General features: G+C 67.1%; 16 protein-coding genes, 1 pseudogene and 1 riboswitch. Of the genes and pseudogenes, 11 read left to right on the top strand and 6 right to left on the bottom strand.

From position 1 onward, the window contains the following. Nucleotides 1-96 precede the first annotated feature (96 nt). Nucleotides 97-1,512, bottom strand: a complete 1,416-nt coding sequence (locus ACZ6TV_RS48625) for a ricin-type beta-trefoil lectin domain protein (protein WP_465307310.1) — start codon at nt 1,510-1,512, stop codon at nt 97-99. Nucleotides 1,513-2,047: 535 nt separating this feature from the next. On the opposite strand from ACZ6TV_RS48625, the gene ACZ6TV_RS48620 reads away from it, so the two are divergent. The 3 genes from ACZ6TV_RS48620 (at nt 2,048) to ACZ6TV_RS48610 (ending at nt 5,671) form a co-directional block, all read left to right on the top strand. After that, nucleotides 2,048-3,976, top strand: a complete 1,929-nt coding sequence (locus ACZ6TV_RS48620) for a ricin-type beta-trefoil lectin domain protein (RefSeq protein WP_465307308.1) — start codon at nt 2,048-2,050, stop codon at nt 3,974-3,976. Nucleotides 3,977-4,126: 150 nt separating this feature from the next. Further along, complete coding sequence (locus tag ACZ6TV_RS48615) at nt 4,127-5,182, top strand: AI-2E family transporter (protein ID WP_465307306.1); 1,056 nt, start codon at nt 4,127-4,129, stop codon at nt 5,180-5,182. 186 nt (nt 5,183-5,368) lie between these two features. Then, entirely contained in the window at nt 5,369-5,671 is a 303-nt protein-coding gene (locus ACZ6TV_RS48610) for a hypothetical protein (RefSeq protein WP_465307304.1), read from the top strand. 6 nt (nt 5,672-5,677) lie between these two features. Here the strand turns inward: ACZ6TV_RS48610 and ACZ6TV_RS48605 are convergent, their stop codons facing one another. Then, nucleotides 5,678-7,165: an NHL repeat-containing protein gene (locus tag ACZ6TV_RS48605; protein WP_465307302.1), complete on the bottom strand. Its 1,488-nt coding sequence runs from the start codon at nt 7,163-7,165 to the stop codon at nt 5,678-5,680. A gap of 535 nt (nt 7,166-7,700) precedes the next feature. Between ACZ6TV_RS48605 and ACZ6TV_RS48600 the strand changes: the two genes are divergently transcribed. The 3 genes from ACZ6TV_RS48600 (at nt 7,701) to ACZ6TV_RS48590 (ending at nt 11,308) form a co-directional block, all read left to right on the top strand. Then, nucleotides 7,701-7,916, top strand: coding sequence for a Uma2 family endonuclease (locus ACZ6TV_RS48600; RefSeq protein ID WP_465307300.1), 216 nt, complete (start codon nt 7,701-7,703; stop codon nt 7,914-7,916). A 578-nt stretch (nt 7,917-8,494) separates the two neighbouring features. After that, nucleotides 8,495-8,911 carry a hypothetical protein gene (locus tag ACZ6TV_RS48595; protein ID WP_465307298.1) on the top strand — a complete coding sequence of 139 codons (417 nt, stop codon included), beginning with the start codon at nt 8,495-8,497 and terminating at the stop codon, nt 8,909-8,911. Between the two features lie 132 nt (nt 8,912-9,043). Further along, complete coding sequence (locus ACZ6TV_RS48590) at nt 9,044-11,308, top strand: catalase (protein ID WP_465307296.1); 2,265 nt, start codon at nt 9,044-9,046, stop codon at nt 11,306-11,308. Nucleotides 11,309-12,021: 713 nt separating this feature from the next. On the opposite strand, the gene ACZ6TV_RS48585 is transcribed toward ACZ6TV_RS48590, so the two are convergent. After that, nucleotides 12,022-12,255: a CDGSH iron-sulfur domain-containing protein gene (locus ACZ6TV_RS48585; RefSeq protein WP_465307294.1), complete on the bottom strand. Its 234-nt coding sequence runs from the start codon at nt 12,253-12,255 to the stop codon at nt 12,022-12,024. Between the two features lie 1,681 nt (nt 12,256-13,936). On the opposite strand from ACZ6TV_RS48585, the gene ACZ6TV_RS48580 reads away from it, so the two are divergent. From ACZ6TV_RS48580 to ACZ6TV_RS48570, 3 genes and pseudogenes are all read left to right on the top strand, one after another. Next, nucleotides 13,937-15,076 (top strand): hypothetical protein, encoded by a 1,140-nt coding sequence (locus tag ACZ6TV_RS48580; protein ID WP_465307292.1) that lies wholly within the window; start codon nt 13,937-13,939, stop codon nt 15,074-15,076. Between the two features lie 881 nt (nt 15,077-15,957). Beyond that, nucleotides 15,958-16,144: riboswitch (cobalamin riboswitch) on the top strand. A 100-nt stretch (nt 16,145-16,244) separates the two neighbouring features. Next, nucleotides 16,245-17,041, top strand: a pseudogene (locus ACZ6TV_RS48575) (IS5 family transposase). Between the two features lie 33 nt (nt 17,042-17,074). Further along, the gene (locus ACZ6TV_RS48570; RefSeq protein WP_465307380.1) at nt 17,075-17,308 is read left to right on the top strand and encodes a hypothetical protein; all 234 of its coding nucleotides are present in this window, start codon (nt 17,075-17,077) and stop codon (nt 17,306-17,308) included. Nucleotides 17,309-17,607: 299 nt separating this feature from the next. On the opposite strand, the gene ACZ6TV_RS48565 is transcribed toward ACZ6TV_RS48570, so the two are convergent. After that, nucleotides 17,608-19,191: a methyl-accepting chemotaxis protein gene (locus ACZ6TV_RS48565; protein ID WP_465307290.1), complete on the bottom strand. Its 1,584-nt coding sequence runs from the start codon at nt 19,189-19,191 to the stop codon at nt 17,608-17,610. A 104-nt stretch (nt 19,192-19,295) separates the two neighbouring features. Between ACZ6TV_RS48565 and ACZ6TV_RS48560 the strand changes: the two genes are divergently transcribed. Beyond that, nucleotides 19,296-20,162, top strand: a complete 867-nt coding sequence (locus ACZ6TV_RS48560; protein WP_465307288.1) for a transporter substrate-binding domain-containing protein — start codon at nt 19,296-19,298, stop codon at nt 20,160-20,162. 1,004 nt (nt 20,163-21,166) lie between these two features. Here the strand turns inward: ACZ6TV_RS48560 and ACZ6TV_RS48555 are convergent. Beyond that, nucleotides 21,167-23,572 (bottom strand): winged helix-turn-helix domain-containing protein, encoded by a 2,406-nt coding sequence (locus tag ACZ6TV_RS48555; RefSeq protein ID WP_465307286.1) that lies wholly within the window; start codon nt 23,570-23,572, stop codon nt 21,167-21,169. A gap of 339 nt (nt 23,573-23,911) precedes the next feature. Here ACZ6TV_RS48555 and ACZ6TV_RS48550 point away from each other — a divergent pair, with 339 nt between their 5' ends. Beyond that, nucleotides 23,912-25,396 carry a GAF domain-containing protein gene (locus ACZ6TV_RS48550; protein ID WP_465307284.1) on the top strand — a complete coding sequence of 495 codons (1,485 nt, stop codon included), beginning with the start codon at nt 23,912-23,914 and terminating at the stop codon, nt 25,394-25,396. Between the two features lie 584 nt (nt 25,397-25,980). Here the strand turns inward: ACZ6TV_RS48550 and ACZ6TV_RS48545 are convergent. Beyond that, nucleotides 25,981-26,568 (bottom strand): PP2C family protein-serine/threonine phosphatase, encoded by a 588-nt coding sequence (locus tag ACZ6TV_RS48545; protein ID WP_465307378.1) that lies wholly within the window; start codon nt 26,566-26,568, stop codon nt 25,981-25,983. Nucleotides 26,569-26,749: the final 181 nt, after the last annotated feature.

Raw genomic sequence — 26,749 nt, 5'->3', positions numbered from 1 at the left:
CCCCTCCCACCCCCCCTCTCCCACCCCCCCCCCCCCCCCCCCCCCCCCCCCCCCCCCCCCCCCCCCCCCCCCCCCCCCCCCCCCCCGCCGGTCCGCTCAGGCGGGCAGGGTCACCCGCTGGGCGGCGGTGCCGTTGCAGTCCCAGATCGTCAGCTGCGTGCCGTCGGTCGTGTTCGCCGCCGGGTCGTCGAGACAGCGGCCGGAGTTCGGGTTGCGCAGCGCCTGGCTGCCCGCGTCGTACGTCCACTGCTGGACACCGGTGCCGTTGCAGTCCCACAGCTGGATCAGGGTGGAGTTGGCGGTACCACCCCCGTTGACGTCCAAGCACTTGCCGAGAGCACGGATCGTGCCGTCGCCCTGCACCGTCCACTGCTGGGCGCCGCTTCCGTTGCAGGACCAGATCTGGATCTTCGTGCCGTTGGCGGTGCCGAACGCGTTGACGTCGACGCACTTGCCGACGCCGGTCATGGTGAGCTGGCCGGTTCTGGCTCCCTCGCCACCGCCGCCGTTGCCACCGTTGATGAGGAACCGGTTGTTGGCGACGTTCCAGTGCGTGGCCAGGTAGGACCCGGCCGGCGGGTTGGTGTTGAAGTAGTCGTTCTTGTTGCAGTCCAGGCGGTTGTCCTGCGCCTGGTCACCGCAGACGATCCGCATGACCGTGCCGGGTCCGTCGTTGTAGCACATGATGTCGTAGTCGTCGGTGCAGTGCCCGTACGCCGTGTGGTTCGGCGACGAGCTCATCACCGCACCCAGGGCGTGCGTCAGCTCGTGCGCGGCCGGCCCGGCGGACCAGCACCCGGAGTCGACCCGGCTGAACGACGCGCCGGAGTTGTTGGCGTTGTCCTGCCCCGGCCGGTCATCGAGGGTCACGTACGCCACCCCGCACAACGCGGTCGCGTCCACGTACATCAGGTACTTGCGGTCGGTGCGGTTGAAGCCGGCGTTCTTGATCGCGTTCACGGAATTGCCGAAGTCGCTGAGCGCGCTGTTCGGGATCGCGACGTTGGTGACCGCGATGTTGCAGCCGCTGTCGGTGACGAACCGGATGTGCCGGACCCCACCGGTCTGCGCCGCAGACGCGCTGTAGATGTCGTCGACACCCTGGGTCCAGGTGCGGATCGAGTTGACGTACTGGTTGTAGCGGTCCGCGTTGCCGGAGCCCCGCACGTACAGCACCTGCACCCGGTTCCCGGACACCCCGTCACCGTCGCAGACGGCAGCGGCGGCCTGGGTAGCCCCGGCGGCAAGGCTGGTCGGCAGCGGCGCCACCGACTCGAACACGGTCATGCCGGGGAAGGTGGCGTCCGGGCCGTGCGTACACGCGCCAGGGACGTTCTTAACCTCGTACATGCCTTTGCAGCGGCCGGTGCCGTGCTTGAAGCCGTCGTAGACGAGCCCGCGGGCCATGTCGTTGGCCGGCATGGCGGTCTCGGTGCCGGCCATAGAGGTGGGGATGTTGAGGGCGGCGACGCCTAGCACGGCGGTGGCGAAGATGAGCAAGGTCCTGCGCATGGGCACTCCTGGTCCCGGTGTCGTAGTCGCTGTGACATCGTTGTCACATTGCATCGGTCGACAGCCTGCAATGCATTGGCCAGCGCGATGGTCGCCGGAAAGCCGGCGTTCGGAGCGGTCGGGCGCCGAGCGGCGGCGGCACGCGGGGTCCTCCGAACAGTGGAGAGCGCTCTCCACCACACGCTCAGCATGCGCACAGCGCTTGAAATAGGCAAGTTTCTTTATTGAAATTTCAGCTTTTCTAACACTTTCATTCGTAAGTCAACAATCTGCAACAAATTAGCGACGAGCCTGCGCCTGGTCTCGCAGCCACAAGCGTCGCTCTTACGACTTCCGCCCGAAGACGATCCAGAGCCCACCGCAGCGCATGTGACAACGTTGACAAGTAGCGCCTGACCCGTCTTTGCTTATGCGCGTCCGTCCGGCCCGCCAGCCGGATCGAACTGGTCGTGGTCTTGCCGCCCCTTGCCGCCCGCCCGGGCACCAGTGCCGGTGCCGATGCCGCGCGGCCTCCTCGAAGGAAGGCCAACCCGTCATGCCGCACCGCTTCCACACCTGGATCGGGGTGACCCTGCTCGCCGGGGCGACCGCCCTCGTGGCGACGACCACAGCGTCGCCCGCGCTCGCCGCCACGAGCCGCCCGACGCTGCAGTTCGCCAACCCCGCCGCACAGAACACCCTCGGCTCCGCCTACACCAAGGCCCTCGCCAACCTGCTCGACGTCAACACGGTCCCGTACGACGCGTCGGTCTACAACCAGTCGGGGCTGATGACCAGCCCGCCGAACACGTTCATCCGCGCCGGCGGCGGCTACGAGCAGCCGTGGACCCGCGACGCGGCGGTCAACTCGTGGAACGCGGCGAGCCTGCTCGAGTCCGATGTCGCCCGCAACACGCTCTGGTCGGTGGTCCGCCGGCAGTCCAACGGGCAGCTCATCGTGAACCAGGACAACCAGTGGTGGGACCAGGTCGTCTGGCTCACCGCCGCCTGGAACCACTACCAGGTCACCGGCGACCAGAGCTTCCTCACCAACGCCTACCAGGCCGCGACGAACACCATCAACGCTCGCCGGGCCGCGAACTACAACGCCGCCTACGGCCTGTTCCAGGGCCCGTCGTTCTTCAACGACGGCATCGCCGGCTACCCGGCTCCGCCCGCGGACGCCACCGAGAGCAGGGGCGGCTTCGTCGGCAGCTACGCCACCAACGGCATCATGACGCTGAGCACCAACACGATCTACTACTCGGCGTACCGCAGCGCCGCGCAGATGGCATCCGCGCTGGGCCGGCCCGCAAGCGAGGTCGACGCCTTCAACGCCGCCGCCGACACGCTCAAGGCGAAGATCAACCAGTACTTCTGGATCCCCGCCAAGGGCACCTACGGCTACCTGCTGCACAACGGCGACGGTGCACCCACCGGCCAGCTCGACCAGTCCGAGGAAGGCACCGGCCAGTCCTTCGCCATCATGTTCGGCATCGCCGACGCCGCCCAGGCGAAGCTCATCATGCAGAACACCCACATCCAGCCCTACGGCATCGTGGACGTCTATCCGCACTTCCCCCGCTACGGCGACAACAACCCCGGCCGGCACAACGTGTCGGTGTGGCCGATGATCCAGGGCTACTGGGCCGACGCCGCCGCCCGCACCGGCGACCAGGCCCGCTTCGCCTCCGAGGTGGTCACCCTCGCCGGGCTCGCCAACAGCAGCGGCGGCTTCTACGAGATCTACAACTTCAGATCCGGCGCGCCCGACGGCGGTTGGCAGGGCCCGTCCAGCCACTGGGGACCCCTCGCCAACCAGACCTGGTCCGCCACCGCCTACCTGCGCATGCTGTACACCGGCATGTTCGGCATGGGCTTCACCACCGCCGGCGTCACCTTCACCCCGAACCTGCCCTGGGGCTGGGGCGACGTCACGCTGTCGGGCCTGAAGTACCGCAACGCCACCGTGAACATCGCGCTGCACGGCGCCGGCAACGTCGTCAGCACGTTCAAACTGGACGGCACCACCACAGCCGCCCGGTCGATCCCCGCGAACCTGACCGGCACGCACACCATCGACATCACGCTCACCGGCGGGAACGCCGGCGCCGTCCGCGGGTACAGCAACATGTGCCTCGACGTCCGGCAGGCCGCGAGCACCAACGGCACCCCGATCCAGACCTGGGGCTGCAACGGCAGCACCGCCCAGCAGTGGACGGTCTCGGCCGGCAGCACCGTGCGGGTCCTCGGCAAGTGCCTCGACGTCAACGCCGCCGGCACCGCGAACGGCACCCTGGTGCAGCTGTGGGACTGCAACGGCACCGCCGCGCAGGTCTGGCAGCCGCAGCCCAACGGCGCGCTGCGCAACCCGAACTCCGGCAAGTGCCTCGACATCCCCGGCTGGTCCACCACCTGGGGCACCCAGGTGACCATCTGGGACTGCACCGGCGGCGCCAACCAGCAGTGGTTCCTGCCCGCGTAAGCAGCAGAACGCAACGGGCCGCCGGCAGGATGCAACTGGCGGCCCGTTTGGGTTCATTCTGTGAAGGGTAGGCGCTGCGATGTGCTGGACACGGAGCGGAACAGGGACAGCGCGACGACAGCCCGCCGGACACTGATTGTCATCGGGCTGGTGCTCGGCACCGTGCTCCTGCTGCTGTTCGCCTACGAGACGCGCCGGGTTCTGACCTGGATACTCGTTGCCGGGTTCTTCGCGGTCGCGTTGCATCCGCTGGTCGACTGGGTGACCCGGCGGGTCGCGTTCGGCCGGCGGTGGCTGGGCACGCTGCTGGTGTTCGTGGTGGTGTTCGCCGCGGTCGGCGGGCTGGTCGCCCTGTTCGTGGTGCCGCTGGTCAAGGAGGGCGGTCACTTCGCCGCGGATTTCCCGCAGCTCGTCAAGGACGCCCAGCAGGGCCGGGGCCCGCTCGGCGGGCTCATGACACGGTTCCACGTCACCAACTACGTGCAGGAGCACGCCGACCGGATCCGCGAGTACGCCTCCGACCTCGGCGCGCGCAGCCTGGCCATCCTCAGCGGCGTGGCGACCACCGTCGCCGGGATCATCACCATCTTCGTGCTGTCCTACCTGATGGTGCTGGAGGCGCCGAGGATCGTCGACGGGTTCGTGGCGCTGTTCGACGACCGGCGGGCCGAACGGATCCGCCGGGTCGGCCGGGACTGCGCGAAGACCGTCACCGGGTACATCGGCGGCAACCTGCTGATCAGCATCATCTGCGGATTGCTCACCTACGCCGTCCTCGCGCTGCTCGGCGTGCCGTATGCGGGACTGATCGCCCTGTTCGTCGCGCTCGTCGACCTGATCCCGCTGGTCGGAGCCACCCTCGGCGCGGTCGTCGCGGCCCTCGCCGCGCTCAGTGTTTCCGTCACCGCCTGCATCGTGACCGTGGTGTTCTTCATCGTCTACCAGCAGCTGGAGAACCACCTCCTGCAGCCGGTCGTCTTCAGCCGGACCGTGCAGCTCAACCCGCTCACGGTACTGGTCGCGATTCTCCTCGCGGTCGAGCTGGCCGGCGTCCTCGGCGCCCTGCTGGCCATCCCGGTGGCCGGCGTGCTGCAGATCCTGGCCCGCGACATCTGGGACCGACGCAGGGGCCGACCCAAGCAGCAGCCGACAGTGGGCGAGGATCACACCCCGACGGGAGCGCCGACGCCCGAACCAGCAACCTGACCCACGTCGCACTCACCTCGGAACGCACCGGGCTTCCACAGAACTGCGCACCACTGTAGCGGCGCGCTCCGAACGGTAGGCGCGCCGTTATGCTTCGACCGGACAGGAAGCGCGCAGTGGAGGTGATCGTGGTGCATCCGATCTGACGACAGCCCCGGGGGCGTCGCGGAGCCGGAAGGTCACCGCATGAGCAGGACAGACAAGACCAGGCCGTGGTGGGTGCAGATGGCCGACCCGCCCATGGTGGCGTGCAAGCCTGTGCACGATCACCGGTTCGGGCCGTGCACGCTGCCGCACGAGATCACCGCCAGCAGCGCATCCCTCGGACAGGTGCGGCACGGCTGTCACTGGGGCGGCACCCAGTCCTACTGGGTCCGCCGCTGCGAGAGCAAAGGGTACCGCTGGTGGAGCTTCCACTGCCGGGCGGAGCGCCGCCGTAGCCGCCGCGGAGCCCGCCGCCGGCTGCGCGCCTTCGACCACGAGGCCTGAACGGCGTCACCGCGGGGTGGGCCAGGTCGCCAGGTATCCGGCGCCGTCCTTCGACGCCGGGCCGGACTGTAGCGAGTTGACGGTGTAGAACGGTGCCTTGTCCACCCGCGCGGCGACCGCCGCGACGCCCTCCGACGCGGCGATGCCGCGCACCTCGCCCTTGCCTCCGTCGCACCAGACCGTCCACAACAGCCGCTTCCTGAGATCCGAACTGGTGACGAGGACCCAGGCGTCACCACCACCGTATGGCGCCAGGGTCCTGCCGTTCATCGTCAGGCGATTGCGGTTGGCGATCTGGTACGCCGAGACCCCACCGACGTACACCCGGCCTGCCCCGTCGGCGGTGATGGCGTTGGGCTTGATCGTGTTGCCGGCGTCACCCTTGGTGTCGATCCGCGCCACCACCATCGATCCCGCTGTGACGCGTCCACTCGCGGCGTCGATACGGGCGACGTACGTCAGATGCGCCGAGCCGGTGTTGGTCGCCTGGCTGAACTTGTCACCAGCTACATTGGGCGCCGCACGGGCTACGTCCCTGGAATCCCGGGCGAAGATGCTGTTGCCCCCCGCGGTCTCACCGGCGAAATACAGGTTTCCGTCCCTACCGACGGCGACCCGATCACCGCGACTGTCCGCGCACTGACCCAGCAGGGCGTCGGCGGCAAAATCGTAGGCCCGCCAGCGCAGCGCGCCACGCCGGTCATAGGCATGCACGTACGCCACCTGCACCTGCCCACACGGTCCCCCGCGCTGCGCGAAGCCGGTGACGAACACCAGCTCCCTACGGTCGTCGACGGCCACATCGTTGACGGTGCGCCCCTCGAGACGAATGTTGCCCTGCACGACGCCGGCAGCGTTGAACACCCGAACGGTCGTGCCGCCGAGCGCGGCGACCGTTCCCGCATCGCCGACCGCAACCCGGCTGACGGCTCCCGCCGCCTGCCACCGCACGACCGACGCCCGGGCATCGAGCACCACCACGCCGCGTTCGGTCGCGACGGCGATGTCACCTCCCGAACGGCGCACCTCGAGGTCGTCCACGCCCGCCGCGACCCTGCTGACGCCGACGACCGAGCGGCCGGTCGGGTCGAGCCGCACCACAGCGCCGGCACCGCCCCCTGGAAACGTCGTGGTCGGACCGACAACCGAGGTCAGTGTCCCGCCGACAACGATCTGACAGCCGACACCGATGTCGACCGCGTCAGCCGTATCGCCCGCGCCCTGACCGAGATAGCTCGCAGCTCGCGGCGACACCGCGGTGCTGCTCGACGACACCTCCGCCGACGGGCACGAACCAGCCACACCAGCGGGTCCGGCCACCGTCGGTGCGGACCCGACTGTCGCCACGGATCCGGGACCGGTTCCGACAGCCGGAGATTCTTCACCGGCGATCCGCGGCGGTCCGGACGATTGCGAACAGGCCCCCGCGGACAGGACCAGCGCGGCCAGAAGACCGGCCGACGTCAAGCGCAGCAGCAACCATCGGAGGGGCACGACCGGCCACTGTATCGATGACGCAACAGCAGAACCAGCTCAAACCGCCAGGGAGATACCTACGTAGACAAATCCGCTGTCCAGGACCACCGACGCCAACGGTCGCGCCAATGACGACTACGCTAAGTTTCACGCTGGTAATCACAGTAAGCAGCCAGGCCGCTACATATCGAAGACTGTGAGTACTGCCCGAATAAAGAAGAATTTGAGCTCTGGCGAAATCCTGGCTCATCGCATTCGCGGGCGAGTTTTAGCAGATCAGGATGCCTTTATCCGAAGATCACCCAGATCTACGAGCACGCGGCACTTCATAGCCCTATCGGCCGGTTTCGCAGGTGAGAGGCCAGGAAGCCAGACAAGACTCACCCCTCCAGCCAACCTGGTGGGTCACCGTCACCCTGGCGAACTCCTAGTCTCCACCTGCATTATCGTGAGTGTATCGATGCGAATCCTCCACCATGGAAACGCGAATTTGACCTCGACTGCATGTAGCGCACCGTAACGACGGCCACTTGACGAGCCCGCAGAGCAGCTGATGCAGGCCGCCGCCGGCATCCGCATCTCCGGCCCGGACGGCGACGGCGGTCGCATCCCTGACCTGACGGTGTGGTCGCGACCTCAACAGCACGCCGTTTGGCTGGCCGTGACCGATCTACTGCTCGTCATCGAGATCATGTCCCGCGGCTCTGAGACAACCGACAGGGTCATCAAGGTCGACGAGTACGCAGCAGCGGGAATCCCCCAGTACTGAACCGTGGCCCGCGACGCTGCACAGACCGTGCCCCTGTACGCACTGGAACCGGTCAGTAAGTACGAACGAGCGGCGCAGATGCCTCTCGGGTGGCTGCTCCAGACATCACCCGAAGATCACCTTCGTCAAGCCTGAATACAGCCCAGCACCACGCCACCCCGGCTTTGAAGTGCGAAACCGATGCGCGCATGCCTTCCATGTATGGGAGTACACCCGTCGAGACGAAGACGATGGCCTGCGCGGGTACCCAGCCATACGCATTGGCGATGTCCATGCTTGACCCGACGGCTCATGCCCAGAGCCTTGCGATACAGCTCAGGTATGCGAATTCTGTCGATCGAATCATTAGGGCCAACGCGCAGCCGCTACATCCTGGCAGGTCGGCGTGCTGCGCCCATCCGTTACGGATCACAGCAGAAGCAAAGTTGATCTTTCGATTGACTTCCGATGAGTGCAGTCCGCCTCGGAGATCGTCCTTGCCAAATCCTGGCGGCGTCTCGGCGATAGCACAAGCCTCCGGCGTGAGACCGAACCGCAGGCGCAGGTCTGCCCGCGCCCGAACGATGCCCGCATCGCGGATGGCGGGCCTCAACTGCCCGCATGAGCCCCCGCCGCGTCTGCCGGTCCTGGCTGAGCTGAGCGAAGATCAATCCGCACGCGTGCCGGTCGTCGTCCGGCTGATCTCGCGGCGCGGTCCGGGCGTACGCCTCGGCGGCTGCCCAGTCGGCGTCGCGCCTTCGCCGCTCGATCAACCGGCGATGAAGCTGGCATCGCTGTTCAGCGGTGAGCTCGCCGGAGGCGAGCAGTTGCACGGCGCACGCTTCAGCGCCGTTGATGTCGCCGCGCGACGCCAATATGCTGATCTTGACCTGGATGGCCTTTCAGCGCCCGTACGTCCGCCAGGTCTCATCGCAGGCGGCGACTGCTTCTTCGTAACGGCCCGCCTGACGCAGCAGGTCGATCAGCATCTCTCCCGCCGCGGGTCCGCTCCGTGATGACGACGAGCTCTACGCCGGGCGGCTGGTGCGCGATGACGGGACGAGCTGGGCGAGGACCAGCTTGTTTGCCCGACGTGACTAGGGGTAACCGCCGCAATGTCCGGAAGGTCGCGAAGGGGGACGGATCGCATGAATTCCCGTAAGCCCACCGAGGTGGTCAAGGACGTTGTCGAGGCGGCCGCCGCCAAGGTCACCGACGCGCAGCGCCCCGACGTGCCTGGCAAGCCTGGCAGCGTCACACCGTCCGTGGAAGAGCCGACCGAGGCCGTCGACCCGCCATCGCCGTCGAAGGAACAGGGCACCCCCGCGGCACTGACCCCAACCGGCGTCCCGACCGGCGGCCCAGCAGCAGCGAACGCACAGCAGGGCCGCTATCTGACCACGTCGGGTGGGGTCCGGCTCCACGACACCGACCATTCGCTCAAAGCCGGGCCGCGTGGGCCGACCTTGCTCCAGGATCACCACCTGCGCGAAAAGATCACACACTTCGACCATGAGCGCATTCCCGAGCGGGTCGTGCACGCACGAGGCGCAGGCGCACACGGCTTCTTCGTCGGCTACGGCACCGCTAGCGACGTGACCAAAGCCGGCTTCCTTGCCAAGGACGCACGCACGGAAGTGTTCGTGCGATTCTCTACCGTGCTGGGTTCCCGCGGCTCAGCCGACACCGTCCGCGACACCCGTGGCTTCGCTACGAAGTTCTACACCACCGAAGGCAACTTCGACCTCGTCGGCAACAACATCCCGGTGTTCTTCATCCAGGACGCGATCAAGTTCCCCGACGTCATCCATGCCGGCAAGCCACACCCGGACCGCGAAATCCCGCAGGCGCAGTCCGCACACGACACGTTCTGGGACTTCGTCTCGCTGCACACCGAGGCCCAGCACCACACGATGTGGAACATGTCAGACCGGGGAATTCCACGGTCGTACCGAACGATGGAGGGCTTCGGCGTCCACACGTTCCGCCTCATCAACGCCGCCGGCGACACGGCACTGGCCAAGTTCCACTGGAAGCCCAAGCTCGGCGTGCACTCCCTCACCTGGGAGGAAGCCCAGCTGCTAGGCGGTCTGGATCCGGACTTCCACCGCCGCGACCTCTACGACGCCATCGAAACCGGCGCGTTCCCCGAGTGGGAACTCGGCCTACAGGTATTCCCGGACACGCCCGACGAGACCTTCGCGGGCATCGACCTGCTCGACCCCACGAAGTTCGTCCCCGAAGAACTGGCCCCGGTACAACCGGTCGGCCGTCTGACCCTCGACCGGGTGCCGAGCAACTTCTTCGCCGAAGTCGAACAGGTGGCGTTCCACCTCGGCCAACTGCCGCCCGGTATCGACGTCACCAACGACCCGTTGCTCCAGGGCCGCCTCTTCTCCTACGTCGACACCCAAATCACCCGGCTCGCCGGCCCGAACTTCAACCAGATCCCGATCAATCGCCCGCACACACCGGTCAACGACATGCTCCGCGACGGGTTCCATCAGCAGGCCGTACACGGCGGGATCGCCCCCTACCGACCCAACTCCCTCGACGGCGGAAACCCCGCCACCGCAACCACGGACGACGGCGCCTTCCTTGACGTACCGGTGACTGTGACCGAGGCGCCGAAGGTTCGCGCCAGCCCGGCGTCGTTCGACGACCACTACAGCCAGGCCCGGCTCTTCTGGCTGAGCATGTCGCCGGTTGAACAGCAACACATCATCGCCGCCTACACGTTTGAACTGTCCCGGTGTTACCACGCCGAGATCCGCGAGCGGCAACTGCACAGCCTGGCCAACATCGACCCAGTCCTATGCACCGAGGTCGCGGCCGGCCTTGGCCTTCCTGCCCCGGAACCCACGCTGGCGCTGCCGGACATCGACCCGAGCCCGGCACTGTCCCAGCTCGGGCACGAATGGCCCGTCGACGGGCGCGTCATCGGCATCGTCACCGGCCCCGACAACACGGTTGCCGCTGAGCTCGACGCGGTCCGTGCATCCATCACGGCCGCCGGTATGGTGCCACTCGTCATCGGCCCACACGGCGGGACAGTTGGCGATGTGACCGTGCAGCGCACGTTCGCCGCTGCCCGCTCCGTAGAGTTCGACGCGCTGCTGCTCGCCACCACGCCGGCCCCGGCCCCGGACGCGCTCACGGTGCGGGATGCAAAGGCCGGCGCGTCGGACGCACCGACCGTCGATCCTCGAATCCTGCTCATGGTCGAGGAATGCTGGCGGCACGGCAAAGCCATCGGCGGCTGGGGCAGCGGCATCGATGCGCTCGCCCAAGCTGGAGTGACCGGCACCCGCGGCGTCGTCACCGCCGACACCGGTCCAGCCGCCCTTGCTGCGCTGCAACCGCTGCTTGCCGGCCACCGCGTCTGGGACCGATTCTCCTTGCCAGCCAACTGATCCGCCCGCGCATCAACCTCGCAAGTGCAGATAGCCCCCGCCACCGCGGGAGCACTACACGGCGCAGGCACTCTATTTAGCAAATCCACGTTCAACGGCTACGGGCCGGCGGCCGCTCAATCGCTGCAAACCGGCCCCGTAGCCGTCACGCGCCGATACCAGCGACCGGGCGACGCGCCATCTGCTGCCGAGCTAGAAATAGATACCTACCCGCCTTTGATCTCCAACTTGGCCATCAACGATGGTGGCGTCTCGACAGCCGGACCGACCGCAGACCCGAACGGGCCACCGGCCTTGGCATACCGCGCTCAAGTACTTCCGCGGTTCGCCGCACCGATCGGTCCTCAGCACACAAGACCGACCCGCCCTTTTCGCCTCAACCGGCGGCCGCTCGACGCGATCCTGGACACCTGGAGATCTATGAGCTGACCTCGTCGCTACCACACGGCCGATACGGCAACGGGGCAGCGCGAGCTGCGTTGGGGATGCGACACGTTTCACGACAGACGCGTGGAGGCTGATGCCGTACATGCCGTCCACGAGCAGATCGCCACGTGCTAGCCTGCGCGGCTCGAGTCCGTAATTGGGCGGACCTGCCCCAGCCACTCCCGCTGGTGCTCTTCGGCGCCGCGTGCGACTTCGCCGTCGACGCAAGTTTCGGCAGCCATCTGCAGGCCCAACCGGGAGAGGCTAGCGAGCTGTCGCTTCGAAACTCAGGCTGAGTCGAGCGGACGGCCGCTTGTCGGGGCGCTCGGCGCCCGAAAACCCACAACCTTGTGGGTCCCGTCGCAGAAGGGCTTAATCGCCGAGCGTCCACACCGGCACAGCGCGACGGTGCGCCGACCCGGATCGATGACCTCGCCGTCCTGGGTCAGCAACGTGAAGTTGCCGCGCACCAGCAGCGGTCCGTCCTCACACGGAGTCACAGACGCGGCCGCATCATCCATACGAAGTGCGATGCCCTGCTGCCCCGACAGCAAACAATGTGCAACGGCCAATAGGTGCCGGAGATACGATTACGTCTGCCAGCTGGCTAGACATCACGGCACCAGCTACTGCCCATTTGGCGAGCGTGCACAGCAGCCGCTCGAGCATGGTCCGGCGGTTTCCTCGAGGAAGCGTTGTTGCACAGTGCGCCGACCTAAACGAAGACAGTGCTGGTGAAGCGTGCCTCCCCAGTACGGCCGGACGCTCTCGGCGAGTTCGTCGAGGTCCGGGCCGCAGGCGATAGCTGGCCACATCTTCCTCTCGCACGAACCGTGACGCGCCCCAGAAGCCAGCCGGGGATAGCAGATCGGCGCGTTGACGTACCAGCCGCTGCCGACCAACAGGGCTGCTTGTAAGCGGCTCTCACAAAATGCAGGACGACCTGCGCTAAGTGGTACGCAGGACAGTTGATCTCGAGGCTCAACCTCGGCCTGGGTTCGACTTCAATGTCGGGGCTCATCGGCGTGGGTAGCGGACATGAGACCGTCGCGTGTACGCCGGACGGTACCGGTCAACGGTGCCATGCCGCTGCGACGACCGCCAACGCGCAACTAGCAAAAGCAGTTCGCGGCCTGGCTGAACGCGAAATACCCGTCGAGGTAGGCGCTGAGACCTGCGATGCCGAGTCCGGACGCCGACAGCGTCCATCTACCGCGGTGCTTGCCACGAGACCGAGCGGTGACGGATCCGGTGATCAGCTCGACGCCGCCATGTAGAGGGCCATGTGGACGAGCGCAACTCAACCGCTGCCAACAACTCAGCACCGCGTGTGCCGCCAGCCCGGTGGCGGCACACGAGGAAGGTAAGCGGTCACCGCCACGGATGAGATTTGCCGCCATCCGCCCGGTTCATATGGTTTACAGGGTGACCACGGTGGTATCAAACGCCTCCGGTCCCGTTGAAGGAGAACTTAGGATGCGTACCCGAATTGGCCTAGCCGTGAGTACAGCCGCGCTCACGGCACTCGGCGCGTTGGGGACCCCGGCAGCAGCAGATGCCCAACCGACCCCCTCGGCACCTGAAGGCGGCATAACCACCACCACCGCGCCTGGCTCGGCCCCGAGCGGCGAAACGAACGGCTATGACCACCATGGCGCCATACTCAGGGACATGCTCCACGGCGAGGGCGTCGTGCAAACCAAGAATGGTCCCGTGCGGGTAGCTCTGCAGAAGGGCACAATCACCTCGATCACGACGTCGTCGGTTGGGGTGAGGTCGTCCGACGGCTGGAGCAAGACATGGGCGCTGGGCGATAATGTGCGGGTCTACGAGAACCAGAGCGTCGTGCAGCCAAGCGCTCTGGTGACGGGTAGCCAGATCACGGTCTCAGGAACCATCACCAGTAGCAACAGCGCAAGCGGCACGACATACACCGCCCAAGTGGTGCAACTGCGTACGCGCCCCAGCGCACAGCCGTCGCCGTCGGCGACACCGTCACCAACGCAAACCCCGGCGACAGGAGCAACTCCGTCATAGTGGTCAGCAACGCCTAACAGCAAGCAGTGGATACTGATCTACCCTGGCACCAGCCTGCACTCCGTTGCACTCCTCGGCAGCGATGCCACAGTTGCAGCTGTGCGTATGCGCCAAATGACGCGTTAGCCACGCCTGCAAGCGGTGATCTGCGGTAGGAGAGGTGGAGTGACCACATACGCGTTCGACAACCAGTCTGCGTCGCTGCTGGCTGTCTGGCCAGCCGGAGTCGGCCACCATGCGGCGACAGTCTGCCAGTTCGGCCCCGCTGTTGTTCCCACGGTCTCTGCACGATTGTGTGATGCGCTGACCCGATTGTCGCGGCACCTGTGGGACACCTACCAGCATCCTGCCGACGACGTTTCCGGCCGCCTCAACCTGCGGGCGCAGGAGCACGCCGAACGGCTCAGCGACGTGTTGGCCGTGGTCGACAGGCCGCATCTGCCAGATCCGCACGGGCTGCTCGGAGCGGCCCACGACCCCGTGCCCGTTTCCGCCCACGCGGTAGGTCTCGCATTGCGTGACATCGGTGACGCCGGCATCACCGAAGCGGTGACTGCCGAGATCCGGACCGAAATCCATGCGATCGGCCGGGCCAGCCTGGGAGACTTATCAGGCCGCGCCGCACAGGCGGTATCCCTCAACCGTCTGGACGTGTCGCCGGTCCAGGTTGCTGCGGCCGACCGAATCCTGCACGCCGACCCGCTGGGCAGCGAAGCCCTGTTGACCAGCGTCGACCCCGCTGCAGCCTGTGTCGCCGCCGCACACTGGCTGGTGGCCGCCGCCGAGTTCACTGCAGCTGCGGCCGACATCGCACCCGCAGACGTGTTCACCTACGCCGGCGATCTCGAAGGGGTTTCGGCCGAAGTGCCCTCCTTCGTCGTCGACGTGGTCGTCGACCGATCCGCAACACCTCGGGAGGCGGTAACCGGGCTGCTCATCGAAGCCGATGCGGTCCGCGCCGGCCGTATCCCAGACCCGACCGCACTGCTGCAACGGGTGGACGCCGCCCGCGAACAACTCCTCCGTGTCGACGTCGGGCACCGCGAGCACGCACTCGCGGTGCTGCTAGACCGACTGACACCGCTGGACCCGCAGCACCCTGCCAGGGACCTGCTCGAGCACCTCCTCAACGGGCTCCGTGTGTGCATGCTGGTGTACCGGGAGGAAAAATCTGTCATCGCAGGCGCCGCCACCGGCATCGCCGGTAATGACCTCTTCGACACCACCGACGACCTGGTCGAGGCGGCGTTCACGGCCGCCGTCCGGTACCAGGCCAGCCGGGTCCATGAACGTCTGGTTGGGTGACGTGAATACCCCATCGGTAACCTTGCATCCCGCTTACATGCGTGCATGGCGCTGACGCGAACCGGTGACGTCACAGGCTGAGTTCGGCGTCGCGTTGCGGACGGGTTCGGCGCGTACCGCCAAACCGTCTCGCCATCCCAGTAGGCCACGGAAGGGCCCCGAGCGTGCAAGCGGGTCAACCGTTGAAATCGGATCGCGACAAGGACAGGTGCGACGCCAGACCGGGAACAGCACCTTGATCAGATCGAAGCGCGTTGGCGGCTATCGCACCGCGGTCAACGAAACTTCGACCACAGCCAACCACCACCGTCGCTGACGCCGGCCGGGAAGACACGGAGGGTCACGTGTGTCGGAGGCGACACGCTGCTACAGCATCTGGTGTTGCTCTTTCGCGCTCATGGAGCTGCAGGACGTCCAGGAGCTGTCGAACTTCCTCGAGCGCCGGGTGTCGGCGTTTCAGGTGGGCGTGACGGCACGGTCAGGTCGACGACGACTCTCTGAACTGGGGTGCGCTGCTGTCCTGCGCACAGCACCATGCGGGACAGCAGTTGCATTTTCGCGCTCTCGGTCGAGTTCGGCGTCGGCGAGCGCCGCCTTGGCTGGCGAAAGTTGGCCGAGCGCAGGCGCCCGCAGGTGCTGGTGGGCGGGCGGCTCGGACCGTACGGGCACCGGCGGCAGAACGCGTCCAGCGTTCGAGGTTCGCAGGACGGACTGCGGCCAGCTCGCATCCGCCTCCATGCCATGTCGGCCATGGTCGTTCGCGGTACGGCACGTCCCGCGCGGCGGGACACCGATAGTCGGCCTCACGGTGACGAACCGCGGTGACGAACCGCGGTGCCACATGGTGGGTCCACTGGTTCCGATGCCGCTGGGGCACCCGCACGATAACTGGCAGTGCTGGTTCGCTCCGTTCGCAAGGACGGGGCGGCGTAAGGGGACCGGCGTGAGACCGGACTGCCCCGCAGCGTTAAGTGAGAACGACAGCCGTCAACAATGCACTGGGCGCAAGCCTGGGAAGCGACCGCCAGTAGTTGGCGCCTGAACGCTCACCGCCGCCGCTTGAGCCGGCTACTCATAGGTCCTAACAAAGTTGATCGAGGGTCTTCCGTCCTTTGTGGAGGATGATCTAATATCTTCGGCCGTGAGGCGTGGTGAACAGCCGCCGTGGATCGTGCCGGACGGGCTGTGGCAGCGCATCGAACCGCTACTGCCCAAACCCTTACCCCGCGACCCACAACGTCCAGGTCGCAAGCGGATTCCTGACCGGCAGGTGCTGTCCGGGATCCTGTTCGTCCTGCACACCGGCATCCAATGGGAGTTCCTGCCGCAAGAGCTGGGCTTCGGCTCCGGCATGACCTGCTGGCGACGCCTCGAGGAGTGGAACTGAGCCGGGGTCTGGAAACAACTGCATGAACTCCTCCTGGCCGAGCTGCATGCAGCGGGGAAGCTGGACTGGTCCAGAGCGGTCATCGACTCCTCCCACCTGCGAGCTGCTCGTCGTGGCCCAAAAGCGGCCCGAGCCCGGTCGACCGCGCCCGAGCGGGCTCGAAACACCACATCCTGACCGAGGGCGCCGGCATCCCTCTCGCCGCGTCGTTGACCGGCGGCAACCGCCACGACATCACCGAACTGCTGCCGCTGATCGACGCGGTGCCGCCGGTGCGTGGCCGTCGAGGCCGGCCACGCCGCCGACCGGCCGAACTGTTCGCAGACCGCGCCTACGACTTCGACAAGTACCGCAGACTCGTGCGCCACAAAGGCATCCACCCCCGGATCGCCCGCCGCGGCACACCGCACGGCTCCGGCCTCGGCGTCTACCGGTGGGTGATCGAACGGACCATCGCCTGGTACCACGGCATGAAACGACTCCGCATCCGCTGGGAACACCGCGACGACATCCACGAAGCATTCCTCAACCTCGCGACCTGCATCATCACGTACCGACACGTCGTACGACTTTGTTAGGACCTCTTATGCTATTCCGAGTTCGGCGGCGTCATCACTGCGATCGACGCCCTCAACGCCGACGTCACCAGCATCGAGGCGTCTCGCTCGAAAATGGAGATCCTCAACGACCTCGCCACCATCGGCTACAGCCGTGGCGGAGGACCCGGCGTGTGGGATGTCCACTCCCCTCGTGTGCCGTCCCACACCGAGATCGTCGAGGCGCTGCGCCGCGCCGTTGCCACTGTCCCCGCCCGGCGGCTCTGGGTGAGCCCGATTGCGGCCTGAAGACCCGCGGCTACTCCGAGGTCGAGGCGTCGCTGCGGCACTCGTCGCCGCCGCCGGGCTGCGAAAGGACTGACGAACCCGCATTCGCGGGCGGGCGCCGCATCGCGAGGCTCCCGCCCACGCTACGTGGAAGTAGCACCCGTCCCGGGCGACTTCGGTCTGCCAGCGCAACCGTTGCCCAGATGTGGCGGCAAACCACAGATCCACACGGCCATCTCCTGTCGCCGAGCCTGGGAATGGGTTAGGCCGGCCAGCGATCGGCGTCGTGGACAGGTAGCACATCGCTGCCTGACGCCGCGTCAGGCTGTGATGATCCTAAATTCCCCGGCAAGCGCCGAAAGGCGTTCGGCGAGGTCGGCGAGGTCGGTAGCGGCGGCCGCGGTGTTACCGGCGCCGCGTTGCGTGCCTGCGGTCGCCTCCGCTACCCCGGAGATCGACCGACTGATGTCGTCGGAAGACCGGCTGACCTGCTCGACGCTGTCGCCGATCGACGTCGTCGCCGCCAGCTGCAGTTCAACGGCACGGGAAATGGTGCGCTGGATCTCGTTGATCCGGCCGATGACCGACGTAATGCGGGTGATGGCCTCGATTGCGCTGCCGGTATCGGCGCGCATTACCGTCATTTTTGTGCCGATGTTCTCCGTCGCACCCGCGGTCTCTCGCGACAGTTCTTTCACCTCACCGGCGACGACCGCGAAGCCTTTGCCGTGCTCGCCCGCGCGGGCCGCCTCGATCGTCGCATTGAGGGCGAGCAGGTTCGTCTGCTCAGCAATCGATGTGATCACGTTCAGGACGGCGGCGACCTCGCTGCTGGACCGATCGAGGCGCTCGATCGTGCGATTCGTCGCACTGGCGAGTTCGACCGCCTCGCCAGCGACATGGCCTGCATCACTGACAGCCGTCTGGATCGCCTCGATCGCGACCCGGAGTTCGTGCGCGGCCTGCGTGGCCCCGGTCAGCCGTCCAGTGACCGCCTCGACGCTGCCGGTCGCGCTGTCCGCCTGCCCAGCGGCGGTGTCGGCGCCGGCAGCGAGCCTGCGGCTCGTGGTCAGCAGCCGGCCGGATGCATCCGTCAGCGCGGTCGCGTTGGCGCCGATCTCGGCAAGGGCCCGGCGCAGCGTCGTGATCACTTCGGCGAGACTGGCACCGACTTCGCTGAGTTCGTCGGTGCCACCGACGTCCGGCTCGATCGTAAGGTCCTTCGCGGCGACGGCACGCGCTGCCCGCACACACGATTGGATGCGCCGGGAGATCCGGCGAGCGAGGAGGACGGCGGTGCAGCCGAGCAGCAGTGCGGCGGCCGTGGCGGTGGCAAGGGTCAGTTGGTTGGCCCGTGACTCGGTGTCTGCGGCTGTGCGTGCGGCCGCATCGGTCCGCTGCGCGATCAGGTGCTCGATGCCCGGTATCGCCTGTTCGAATGCCGCATACTGCTCTTCGAACAGTGGCCGGGCCGCGGCGACTCCGGTCTGCTGCGGATCGGTGTCGGACCGGCTGGCCAGTGTCACGACCCGCTGCCCGGCGGCGATCATCGCATCGACCGTCGCCGCCAGATCCGCCAACGGCCGGGCCAGGTGTGGGTCGAGGCGGCTGGCGGTGGCCAGGCCGATGCGCAGGTGTCGCACGTCGGAACCGAGCCGATCCAGCATCGCCTGCCGTTCGGTGCTGTTTTTCGTCACGACTGCGGCGAGGACATCGGCGCGGAACGCGACTCTTGCCGTGTCTGCGGTCCGGATCGCCTGTAACGCCTCGGCGGCAGCCCGCAGGTCGCGCTGGGCGTCGCCGAGCCGTGTGGTGCCCTGGTAGCCGATCAGTCCGGTTGCCGCGACAAGTAGGAAGCCCGCGCCGGCCAGGGCGAGAATCTGTCGACGGATCGTCATCCTCATCCGAATGACACCCTTTCAGCGCGAACGTCTGTCGCTGTCACCTCATCGGTCGCAGTGGGCGCAACCTGAAGCGAACCGCTCAACTTCTGCCCTGGCGGACCGACATGCTGGGCGTGCGCCGCCTCATGGGACTTGCTGTCGTCGCCCTGATGCTGTCCGCATCCGCCTGCAGCGCCTCCCTGGAGCGCACCGGCAAGGACCAAGTTCCTGCCGCCAACCGGGCTGCGTTGCAGGCGCTGGTGCCTGACAACATTCGCACGGCCGGAGTCTTGGTGGTCGGCTCCGATCTGGTGTTCGAGCCGATGGAATTCCTCAAGGACGGCAAGCCCGCCGGCTTCGACATCGATCTCGCCCAAGCGGTCGCGGCCCGACTTGGGCTCCGGCTTGAGCTACGCCAGACCAACTGGGGCGACCTGCTCGATCACGTTCAAGCGCGAAAGATCGACCTGGCGATGGCGTCGATCACCGACAAGGCTGCCCGTCAGGAACTCGTCACGTTCGTGGACTACCTGCACGTCGGCAGTTCCATCGTCGTCGGCGACCGGGTCCGCGACGTCGCCGGGCTCACCGACCTGTGCGGACTGCGGCTCGCGGTGCAGCTCGACACGATGTACCAGGAGATGGCGCAGGACGTCGCGGCTGGCTGCCCGGTGGGCCGGGCGTTGCAGGTGGTCGTCGTGAACAACACCCCGCGCGACGCGGTGAAGGCAGGCCGCGCCGATGCATTCATGAACGACTATCCGGTCGCGGTCGCTGACGTCGCCGCCGGCGGCGGCCTGCGCATCTCCGGTCGACAGGTCGAGGCGGCCCCCTATGGCATCGCCGTCAACAAAACCCGTCCGAGCATGGCGAAGGCCGTACAGGGCGCCTTGTACGAGCTGTTCGATGACGGCACATACGACGCCCTGATCAAGCGGTGGAACCTCACGGAGGGTTCACTGAAGACCGGCGCCATCAACGGCGGAGCATAGGCCGAGCTTCGCGTCGGACCCAGACGGCCCAGATCCCGACCACTGCTCTCCTTCACGAGGATGTTGACTGTGCCGCACCAACGATCACCGCGCTCGCGCACCACTGTTGTCACCGTGCAGCCCGGCTTCGATCGGCCCGCCGGTACAGGTGTCGGTTGATGTTGCATGCGCCGGCGCTCGTTCAGCGGTCTCCAGCGACCAGCAACGGCTCGCGCAGGAGGTCGATTGGAGCAGCGTGCACCGCCGCGGGGGCGACGGTGCACGGGAGATCTGCGGTCAACGCCGATACGGCCTAAACGGCGTCGTGTCCGTTGATCCACCGGGTCGCACCCCCATGGGACCGGCCTATCGCAGCTCCGAGCTCACCGTATGACTCATCTGGCGAGGTATTGGGTGTATTGCCAACGTCCTCGCCCGATTCATCCTCAGCTAATCCCAGCAAGCAGGTTATGTCACCCGGGGCGGGGCGTCCGCGTGTATGACCCAGCGGACTGGGTACCGCCCGAACGGGTCCAACTGCGTGGCCGAGACGGTAGGGCTCGATCGATTCGAAGCGGCTTTGAGTCCGGGAACAGATCTCAGAACGGGCGAGTGCTCACCCGCAGGTCTACATCGAACCCTTTGCTCCTCGGATCGTGCCGACCGATGGCATGGATGTGGTTGTTCGCGAGATCAGGGCACTCCCGCGATCTGCGTGATGGATCTTGACACACGCTGACCGTTGCAGAGCCCTACTCGAGGAGAACGAAGATGAATTCCTCGATCTTGTCCTTAGGCTTGGGGTCCGTGTCTCCTGCGCATGGTCGCGTTGGAAGCCGCAGCCTGAGTTTCATCGGCACCACCGCCGGTACGGCGAGCGATCGGTATCCGAGTTCGCCCCTATGCTGCGAGCGCGACTGAGTCACGCACGGCATGGACGCAGCACGGCACGCGCCGCACCGGCCCTGGTCCGACGCTCGCGGGGACGACCGCACCGTGGACGAACGGCACCGCCGCGACCGCCGTTATAGCAGGTCGAGTTCGCGGCCTCGGTGTATAGCATCGCGGCGGCGGTGGACGTCGAGTTTGCGGTAGATGGCGGTGAGGTGGGTTTTCACGGTGTTGACAGACAGGTGGAGTTCGGCGGCGATCTCGGTGATGGTCATAAATCCCGGCAGCAGTCGCAGGACGGCGAGTTCTCCGTGAGTCAGGTCAATCGATGATGGCGGCTGCCGGTTGGGGCCGTTCTGTGCTTGTGCGGAAACCGGCGTGATGGGTAGGGCAGCCGCAGCGGTTTGGCGCCAGTGCCGGGTGGTTATCAAGGTATGCCGGAGACCTTCGGGTGTGGCGAGCGTGATCGCCTGCTGGTTTAGGTGGCTGGCGGTGGTGTCCGCGCCAGTGCGTGCCGCATGGTTCGCCAGCAGGAGCAGCGCCTCGACCTGGTGGTACAGCGGCACGGCGCGGGCTTGCAGCAGCGGATGTAGCAGGTCCTCGATGCGGTACGCGGCAGGACGGGCCAACCGCAGTTTCGCCGTGGTGATGGCTGCGACAGTCGGGTTGAGGCTCGCGACATGCTCAGCGTCGGTGGCCCAGTGCCGCTCTGCGTCGGTGGTGCGCCCGATCGCGAGCAGCAGGTCGATGCGCAACGTTCGGGCAGCGTAGCGGGGTACGAGCAGGGTGTCGGCGTCGTCGGCGATGAGCTGTTCCACGTCGGCGAGTGCTTCACCGTACTGGCGCCGCTGATGCAACGCGAGGGCGTGGTGCAGCCGTTCGGCCGCAAGTAGCGCAGGGTCGGACTGCCACAGCTCGACGGCGAGGGTGTCGAGGTGGCGGGCAGCTATGCCGAGGTGACCTTGCTGGACTGCGGTTGCGGCGAGGATCAGTAGCGCCCAGCCCTCATCGTGCGAGCCGGTGATGCCGTGCCGGCGAATGTGGGCACGGGCGGCGATCGCGTGGCTGGCGGCCCGACGAAGCCGTCCGTCGAGGTAGTCGATGACAGCTTGGTAGCGAAACACGACGCCATCGCCAGGTTCGGCGGAGGTGAGGTAGTGCGTGAGTGACGCTCGCGCGGTGGTGGGGTCGCCGCGGCCCACGGCGTGTTGGAGCTGGTCGAGGTACATGCGGGAGGAGGCGCTTGGGTCGGAGTCGGCGGGTCGCCGTGACGGTGCGGTGGCAAGTTTGCGGCTTGGCGAGGTCTGCCTGCGGGAGCGGTTTGTGTGCAGATCGAAGGCTGCGCCGAGGTCTGCGTCAGCGCGCAGCGCGGACCAGGGCTGCGGTAGTGCTGCGGTGAGGATTGCTCGTCCGGGCGTGGCCCGGATCTCGATTTGGTGCGCTCGGCTCAGCGTGACGGCGAGGGTTCGGTCCCTGCCGGCAAGGGCGTGTCGCAGCGCCTCGGCCGGCTGGTCGTGGGCGCGGTACCAAACAGCCGCAGTCCGGTGCAGTTGCTGGGCTCTGACCGGATCGTCGCGGGTCAGGGTTGCATACAGGCAGCTGCGCCAAAGACGGCGATATCGGTACCATCCCGAGGCGTCGTGCATCGGGACGGCGAACATCGCTTCGCGGGCGAGGCCAGCGAGGATTGCGGCGGCGTCATTGCGGCCGGTCAGTGTTCCGAACAGGGCCGGGTTGACCGACTCGACAATGCTGCCGTCACGGACCGCTTCGCGCCAGTGCACCGGGAAGTCGTTCAGAAGATCGTCGTGCAGGTATTCCTCGAGGCCAGCGCCGGTGTTCAGCAGCCGATCGATTGCCGGTTCGGGGTCGTATGGGTGGGCGGCGAGTTCGTCGGTGGCGAGGGCAACGCCGACGGGCCAGCCACCGGTGATTGCGTACAGCCGTCGGGTGACGGCGGACGAGACGGTGAGGCCGCGGCGGGCGCACAGCTCGGCCGTCTCATCATCGGTGAACATCAAGTGGTTGCCGTCAAGGACCGTGTGAACCGCAAGCGTACTGGGTCGCTCTTCGGCTGGGGCGCATCGGCCGACGAGGATGATCCGCAGCGGTCCTGCGCCCGTGGCGAGGGCATGGAGTTGCTGGCTGAAGGTGGTGCTAGTGACGGTCTCAGTGCCATCAAGTACTACTACCGCGGTGCCTGCTTGAGCGGGGTCGTGGTTGCCGCGCAGCACCGAGCAGAGTTCGTCGACGGTGGCCGCTTCGGCGGGCCACCAGAGTGCAGGCCGTTGATTCGCGCGCCACCATCGCTGCTGATCGCATCGAGATAAATCGATATAGGCGACGCGGCTGTCCGCAGCAGACGCCGTGATCCAGTCCAGGATCACGGTCGTCTTTCCAGAACCGGCCGGGGCGAAGACCGTGCCGACCGCTTGGCTGCCAGCGGTGAACCTGCTGAGGGTGCTGTGCAGCCGCACCCGCGGCAGCAGTCCCGGCGGCGGCCACAGGCCCGCATCGCCGGGCGTCAGCCACGCCCGCACCGCATACCAACCGGATGGGTTCGACCGATGCGCTCGACACCGTATGACCCGAACACCGCGAATGCCGGGCCTGATCGCGACACCATATCGATTCCACCCCCACGGTTGCCCACGGCCGCAGCGACAGCAGATGCGCTAGCCTCGTCATCGGCGCATCGACAATGCCCGACATCGCCGCGAGTATCTACTCCAGTCACAGTCTGCGAGTTAATCAGTGTGGACCACCTAGGATGATCGCGCCATACGACAGCGCTCACCGTGGTTACACCTCCCGGACGTGTGGGTACGCCCTCATACTCAACGACCGCGGGGGCGAGCAGTGCGCAGGAGGCAACCGCAATGACTGATCGGTGGTTTCTTCCGCCGACGATCGACTCGGTCCGATCCGCTGTGCTGATCCGGGACCGCGACCGGCTCCGGGCCGTCGCAGCGACCGGGCTGAGCAACACGCCGCACCGCCGGTTCGACATGATCGCCGAGCAGGTACGCACCAAACTCCGGACACCTGTTGCGCTGGTGGTCCTCGTCGAAGCCGACCGCCAGATCTTCCCCGGCGCGGTCGGACTTCCCGACCCGTGGCAGCACAGCCGCCAGACGGCCCTGACGCACTCGTTCTGCCAGTACGTCATCGGCATCAACGACCACTTGGTCGTCCGCGACGCCCGCCGCCACCCGCTGCTGCATACCAACGACGCGATCGCCGATCTCGGCGTCGTGGCCTACGCGGGTGCCCCACTCACTTCCAGCGACGGGCAAGTCCTTGGCGTCCTGTGCGCCATTGACAGCCAGCCTAGAGACTGGACCTCGGCGGAGCTCGCTGACCTCGATGCACTAGCCACCGACTGCAGCGCGGCCCTGCACGCCCTCGCCCACGATACGGCGACGCACCGGCAAGCACCGCCACCGTACGAGCGGCCAGACATGCACGACATCGGTCCAGACACCGATCAGGACTCCCCGGCGCTCACCGAGTTGTGGTCAACTACGGCCCTGCCCAGCGGCTTGGTCTTCGACGGCCGGCCGCCGTTACGGACCACAGCCACGTTCCTCGTCAGCGCTGCCCGGCTGCACGGCGAACCCGTTGCCGTCGGCATCCGCCTCACCGATACCACCGCGGCACGCCGCAGCCTGGACCACCACATTGATGTCGCCCGCGCATTCGATCGTCACCGGCCGCCCGTCGTCGTCGGCGTCTACCGCTGGAGCGACGACGATCGCGTCCTCATCCTCACGCGCGCCATCGGCGATCCTCTCCACGACGGACCCGACACTGCCGCAGATCTCGACATCGACCAGGTCCGCCGGATCATCCACACCGCTGCCCTGCTGTCTACCTGGCAGCCACCCGGCGACGTGCTGCGACGCTGGCACATCGACTATGAACGGAGCATCGCCACCCACCACCACGCCGGGCACCTAACCGATGATGAGGCCCGCCGCACCCTGGCCCTCCTCGAACGCTGCGATGACACGCGGACCTTCGCACACGGCAACCTCGTCCCGCACAACGTCCTGCAGCTACCGTCCGGCCGGCTCGGCCTGCTCGACTTCGGCGCCGCGGGGGTGTACCTCTCTGGCCTAGACCTCGCCACCCTCTACCTCACCACCGGCCACCGTCCCGAGGCCCGCCGCGAACTCCGCCACCGCGTCAACGACACTGACATCCTGGAACCCTTCACCGTTAACCTGATGCTCGCCACCGCCCGCATGGCCGCCCATCACCACCCAACCGCCCCCACCCCCGTCCTCGCCCGTCGGCGCAGCGCCCTCATCCGCGGCCGCCGCACCGCCCGGCAACTCCTCACCACGCTCACCCGCCCCTGAAGAGCGCCTCGGCATGCGAGTCGTCGAAGGCCTCGCCCGGGGCCTAGGTACGAGTCTTCGGCGGCGGCTGCTGGGTCTGACCTGCCTCGTCCTCGAAGCAGATCCAGACCCGCTGCACGGCCGCTACTCTCTTACCGACGGCCATCGCCTCGGTGGGATGCGGTCACCGTCTGGCGGGGTGAGCTGGATCGGGCCCGGCTGCCTGGGTTCGGTCCTGATCAGCGGTGGAATCTCGCGCGCGGCCGTAAGGGCGAGCAGTTGAGCTTCACCGAAGCCGGCTGCGTCAGGTTGCCTGAACATTCAAGATCTGCAGGACCCTCGGGTGGCACTGGCGTCGTTCCTAACCGCTGAGCATCAGGTCGGCTCGGCCAGTAGCAGTCCGCCGCCGCGGCGCTTGGTGCGGCGCTTGCCACTCCAGCGGAGCATCCCGACCGCCAGGGCGCCACGTCCATAGTCATCGACGCGGCGACCCTTGCGGACCGGCGATCGTACGCCACGGTCTGGGTCGTCGGCCCTACTCGCGACTCCAGGTGATATGGCGGCGCGCGGCGGTGTGCGTGACGGCTGGGGCGGGCTGTGCGGCGCTAAGGGTGCCCTGGTGGCGGGCCAGGTTCTGAGTTGTGGCAGGCGATGACGGCGATGTCGTCGTTGTGGATGTGGCCAGTGAGAGTCTCGATGAGGATGTCGAGGCGGCTGTCGAGCGGCTCATGGTGCAGGCTTGCGAGCAGGTCACGAAGGTGGGCGATGCGGTCGCGGAGGTCAACGCCACGTTGTTCGATCAGCCCGTCGGTGTAGAGCAGCAGGGTGGCGCCGGGCGGCAGAGGCATGGTGGTGCTTCGGCGGGGACTGGCGGGGTCGAGACCGAGCAACATGTCAGAGCCGGCGAGGATGTCGACGTGTCCATCGGGGTGTTGCAGCAGCGGCGGTGGGTGCCCAGCAGTGGACCAGGACAGCTGATAGGTGCCGGGCTGGGCCGCGTCGAGGGTGAGACGGACGACGATGGCGGACGCCAGAATGTCCAGGCCGAGGTTGTGGACGGTACGCTCGGTACGAACCAAGATCTGGTCGGGGGTCTCGTCGCGGTCGTGGCCGAGGGCGCGCAGGATGGTGCGCAGCTGGCCCATCTGTCCAGCGGCGGTGATGTCGTGTCCGGCGACGTCGCCGATCACCAGAATGGTGGCGCCAGTGGCGGTGTGGAACGCGTCGTACCAGTCCCCCCCGACCCGGTCACCGGCGTGCGCGGCATAGTACCGGGCGGCTAGTACGGCAGCCGCCGTTCGGGATCATGGCTGAAGCTCGGCGCTGAGTCGTCGTGCGTAGTGGGAGCGGCGGGCTCGGGCTTGGTGGCGGCGT

It is taken from the genome of Dactylosporangium sp. NPDC051087 (assembly GCF_055586325.1).
Note: the sequence above shows the minus strand (reverse complement) of the source record. Positions and strands in the feature narration are given on the sequence as shown.

What these genes read in the sequence shown, in the direction of transcription:
- ACZ6TV_RS48625 (WP_465307310.1), bottom strand. Translation starts at nt 1,512, where the DNA reads ATGCGCAGGACCTTGCTCATCTTCGCCACCGCCGTGCTAGGCGTCGCC.
- ACZ6TV_RS48620 (WP_465307308.1), top strand. Translation starts at nt 2,048, where the DNA reads ATGCCGCACCGCTTCCACACCTGGATCGGGGTGACCCTGCTCGCCGGG.
- ACZ6TV_RS48610 (WP_465307304.1), top strand. Translation starts at nt 5,369, where the DNA reads ATGAGCAGGACAGACAAGACCAGGCCGTGGTGGGTGCAGATGGCCGAC.
- ACZ6TV_RS48600 (WP_465307300.1), top strand. Translation starts at nt 7,701, where the DNA reads ATGCAGGCCGCCGCCGGCATCCGCATCTCCGGCCCGGACGGCGACGGC.
- ACZ6TV_RS48595 (WP_465307298.1), top strand. Translation starts at nt 8,495, where the DNA reads ATGGCGGGCCTCAACTGCCCGCATGAGCCCCCGCCGCGTCTGCCGGTC.
- ACZ6TV_RS48590 (WP_465307296.1), top strand. Translation starts at nt 9,044, where the DNA reads ATGAATTCCCGTAAGCCCACCGAGGTGGTCAAGGACGTTGTCGAGGCG.
- ACZ6TV_RS48585 (WP_465307294.1), bottom strand. Translation starts at nt 12,255, where the DNA reads ATGGATGATGCGGCCGCGTCTGTGACTCCGTGTGAGGACGGACCGCTG.
- ACZ6TV_RS48565 (WP_465307290.1), bottom strand. Translation starts at nt 19,191, where the DNA reads ATGAGGATGACGATCCGTCGACAGATTCTCGCCCTGGCCGGCGCGGGC.
- ACZ6TV_RS48560 (WP_465307288.1), top strand. Translation starts at nt 19,296, where the DNA reads ATGCTGGGCGTGCGCCGCCTCATGGGACTTGCTGTCGTCGCCCTGATG.
- ACZ6TV_RS48550 (WP_465307284.1), top strand. Translation starts at nt 23,912, where the DNA reads ATGACTGATCGGTGGTTTCTTCCGCCGACGATCGACTCGGTCCGATCC.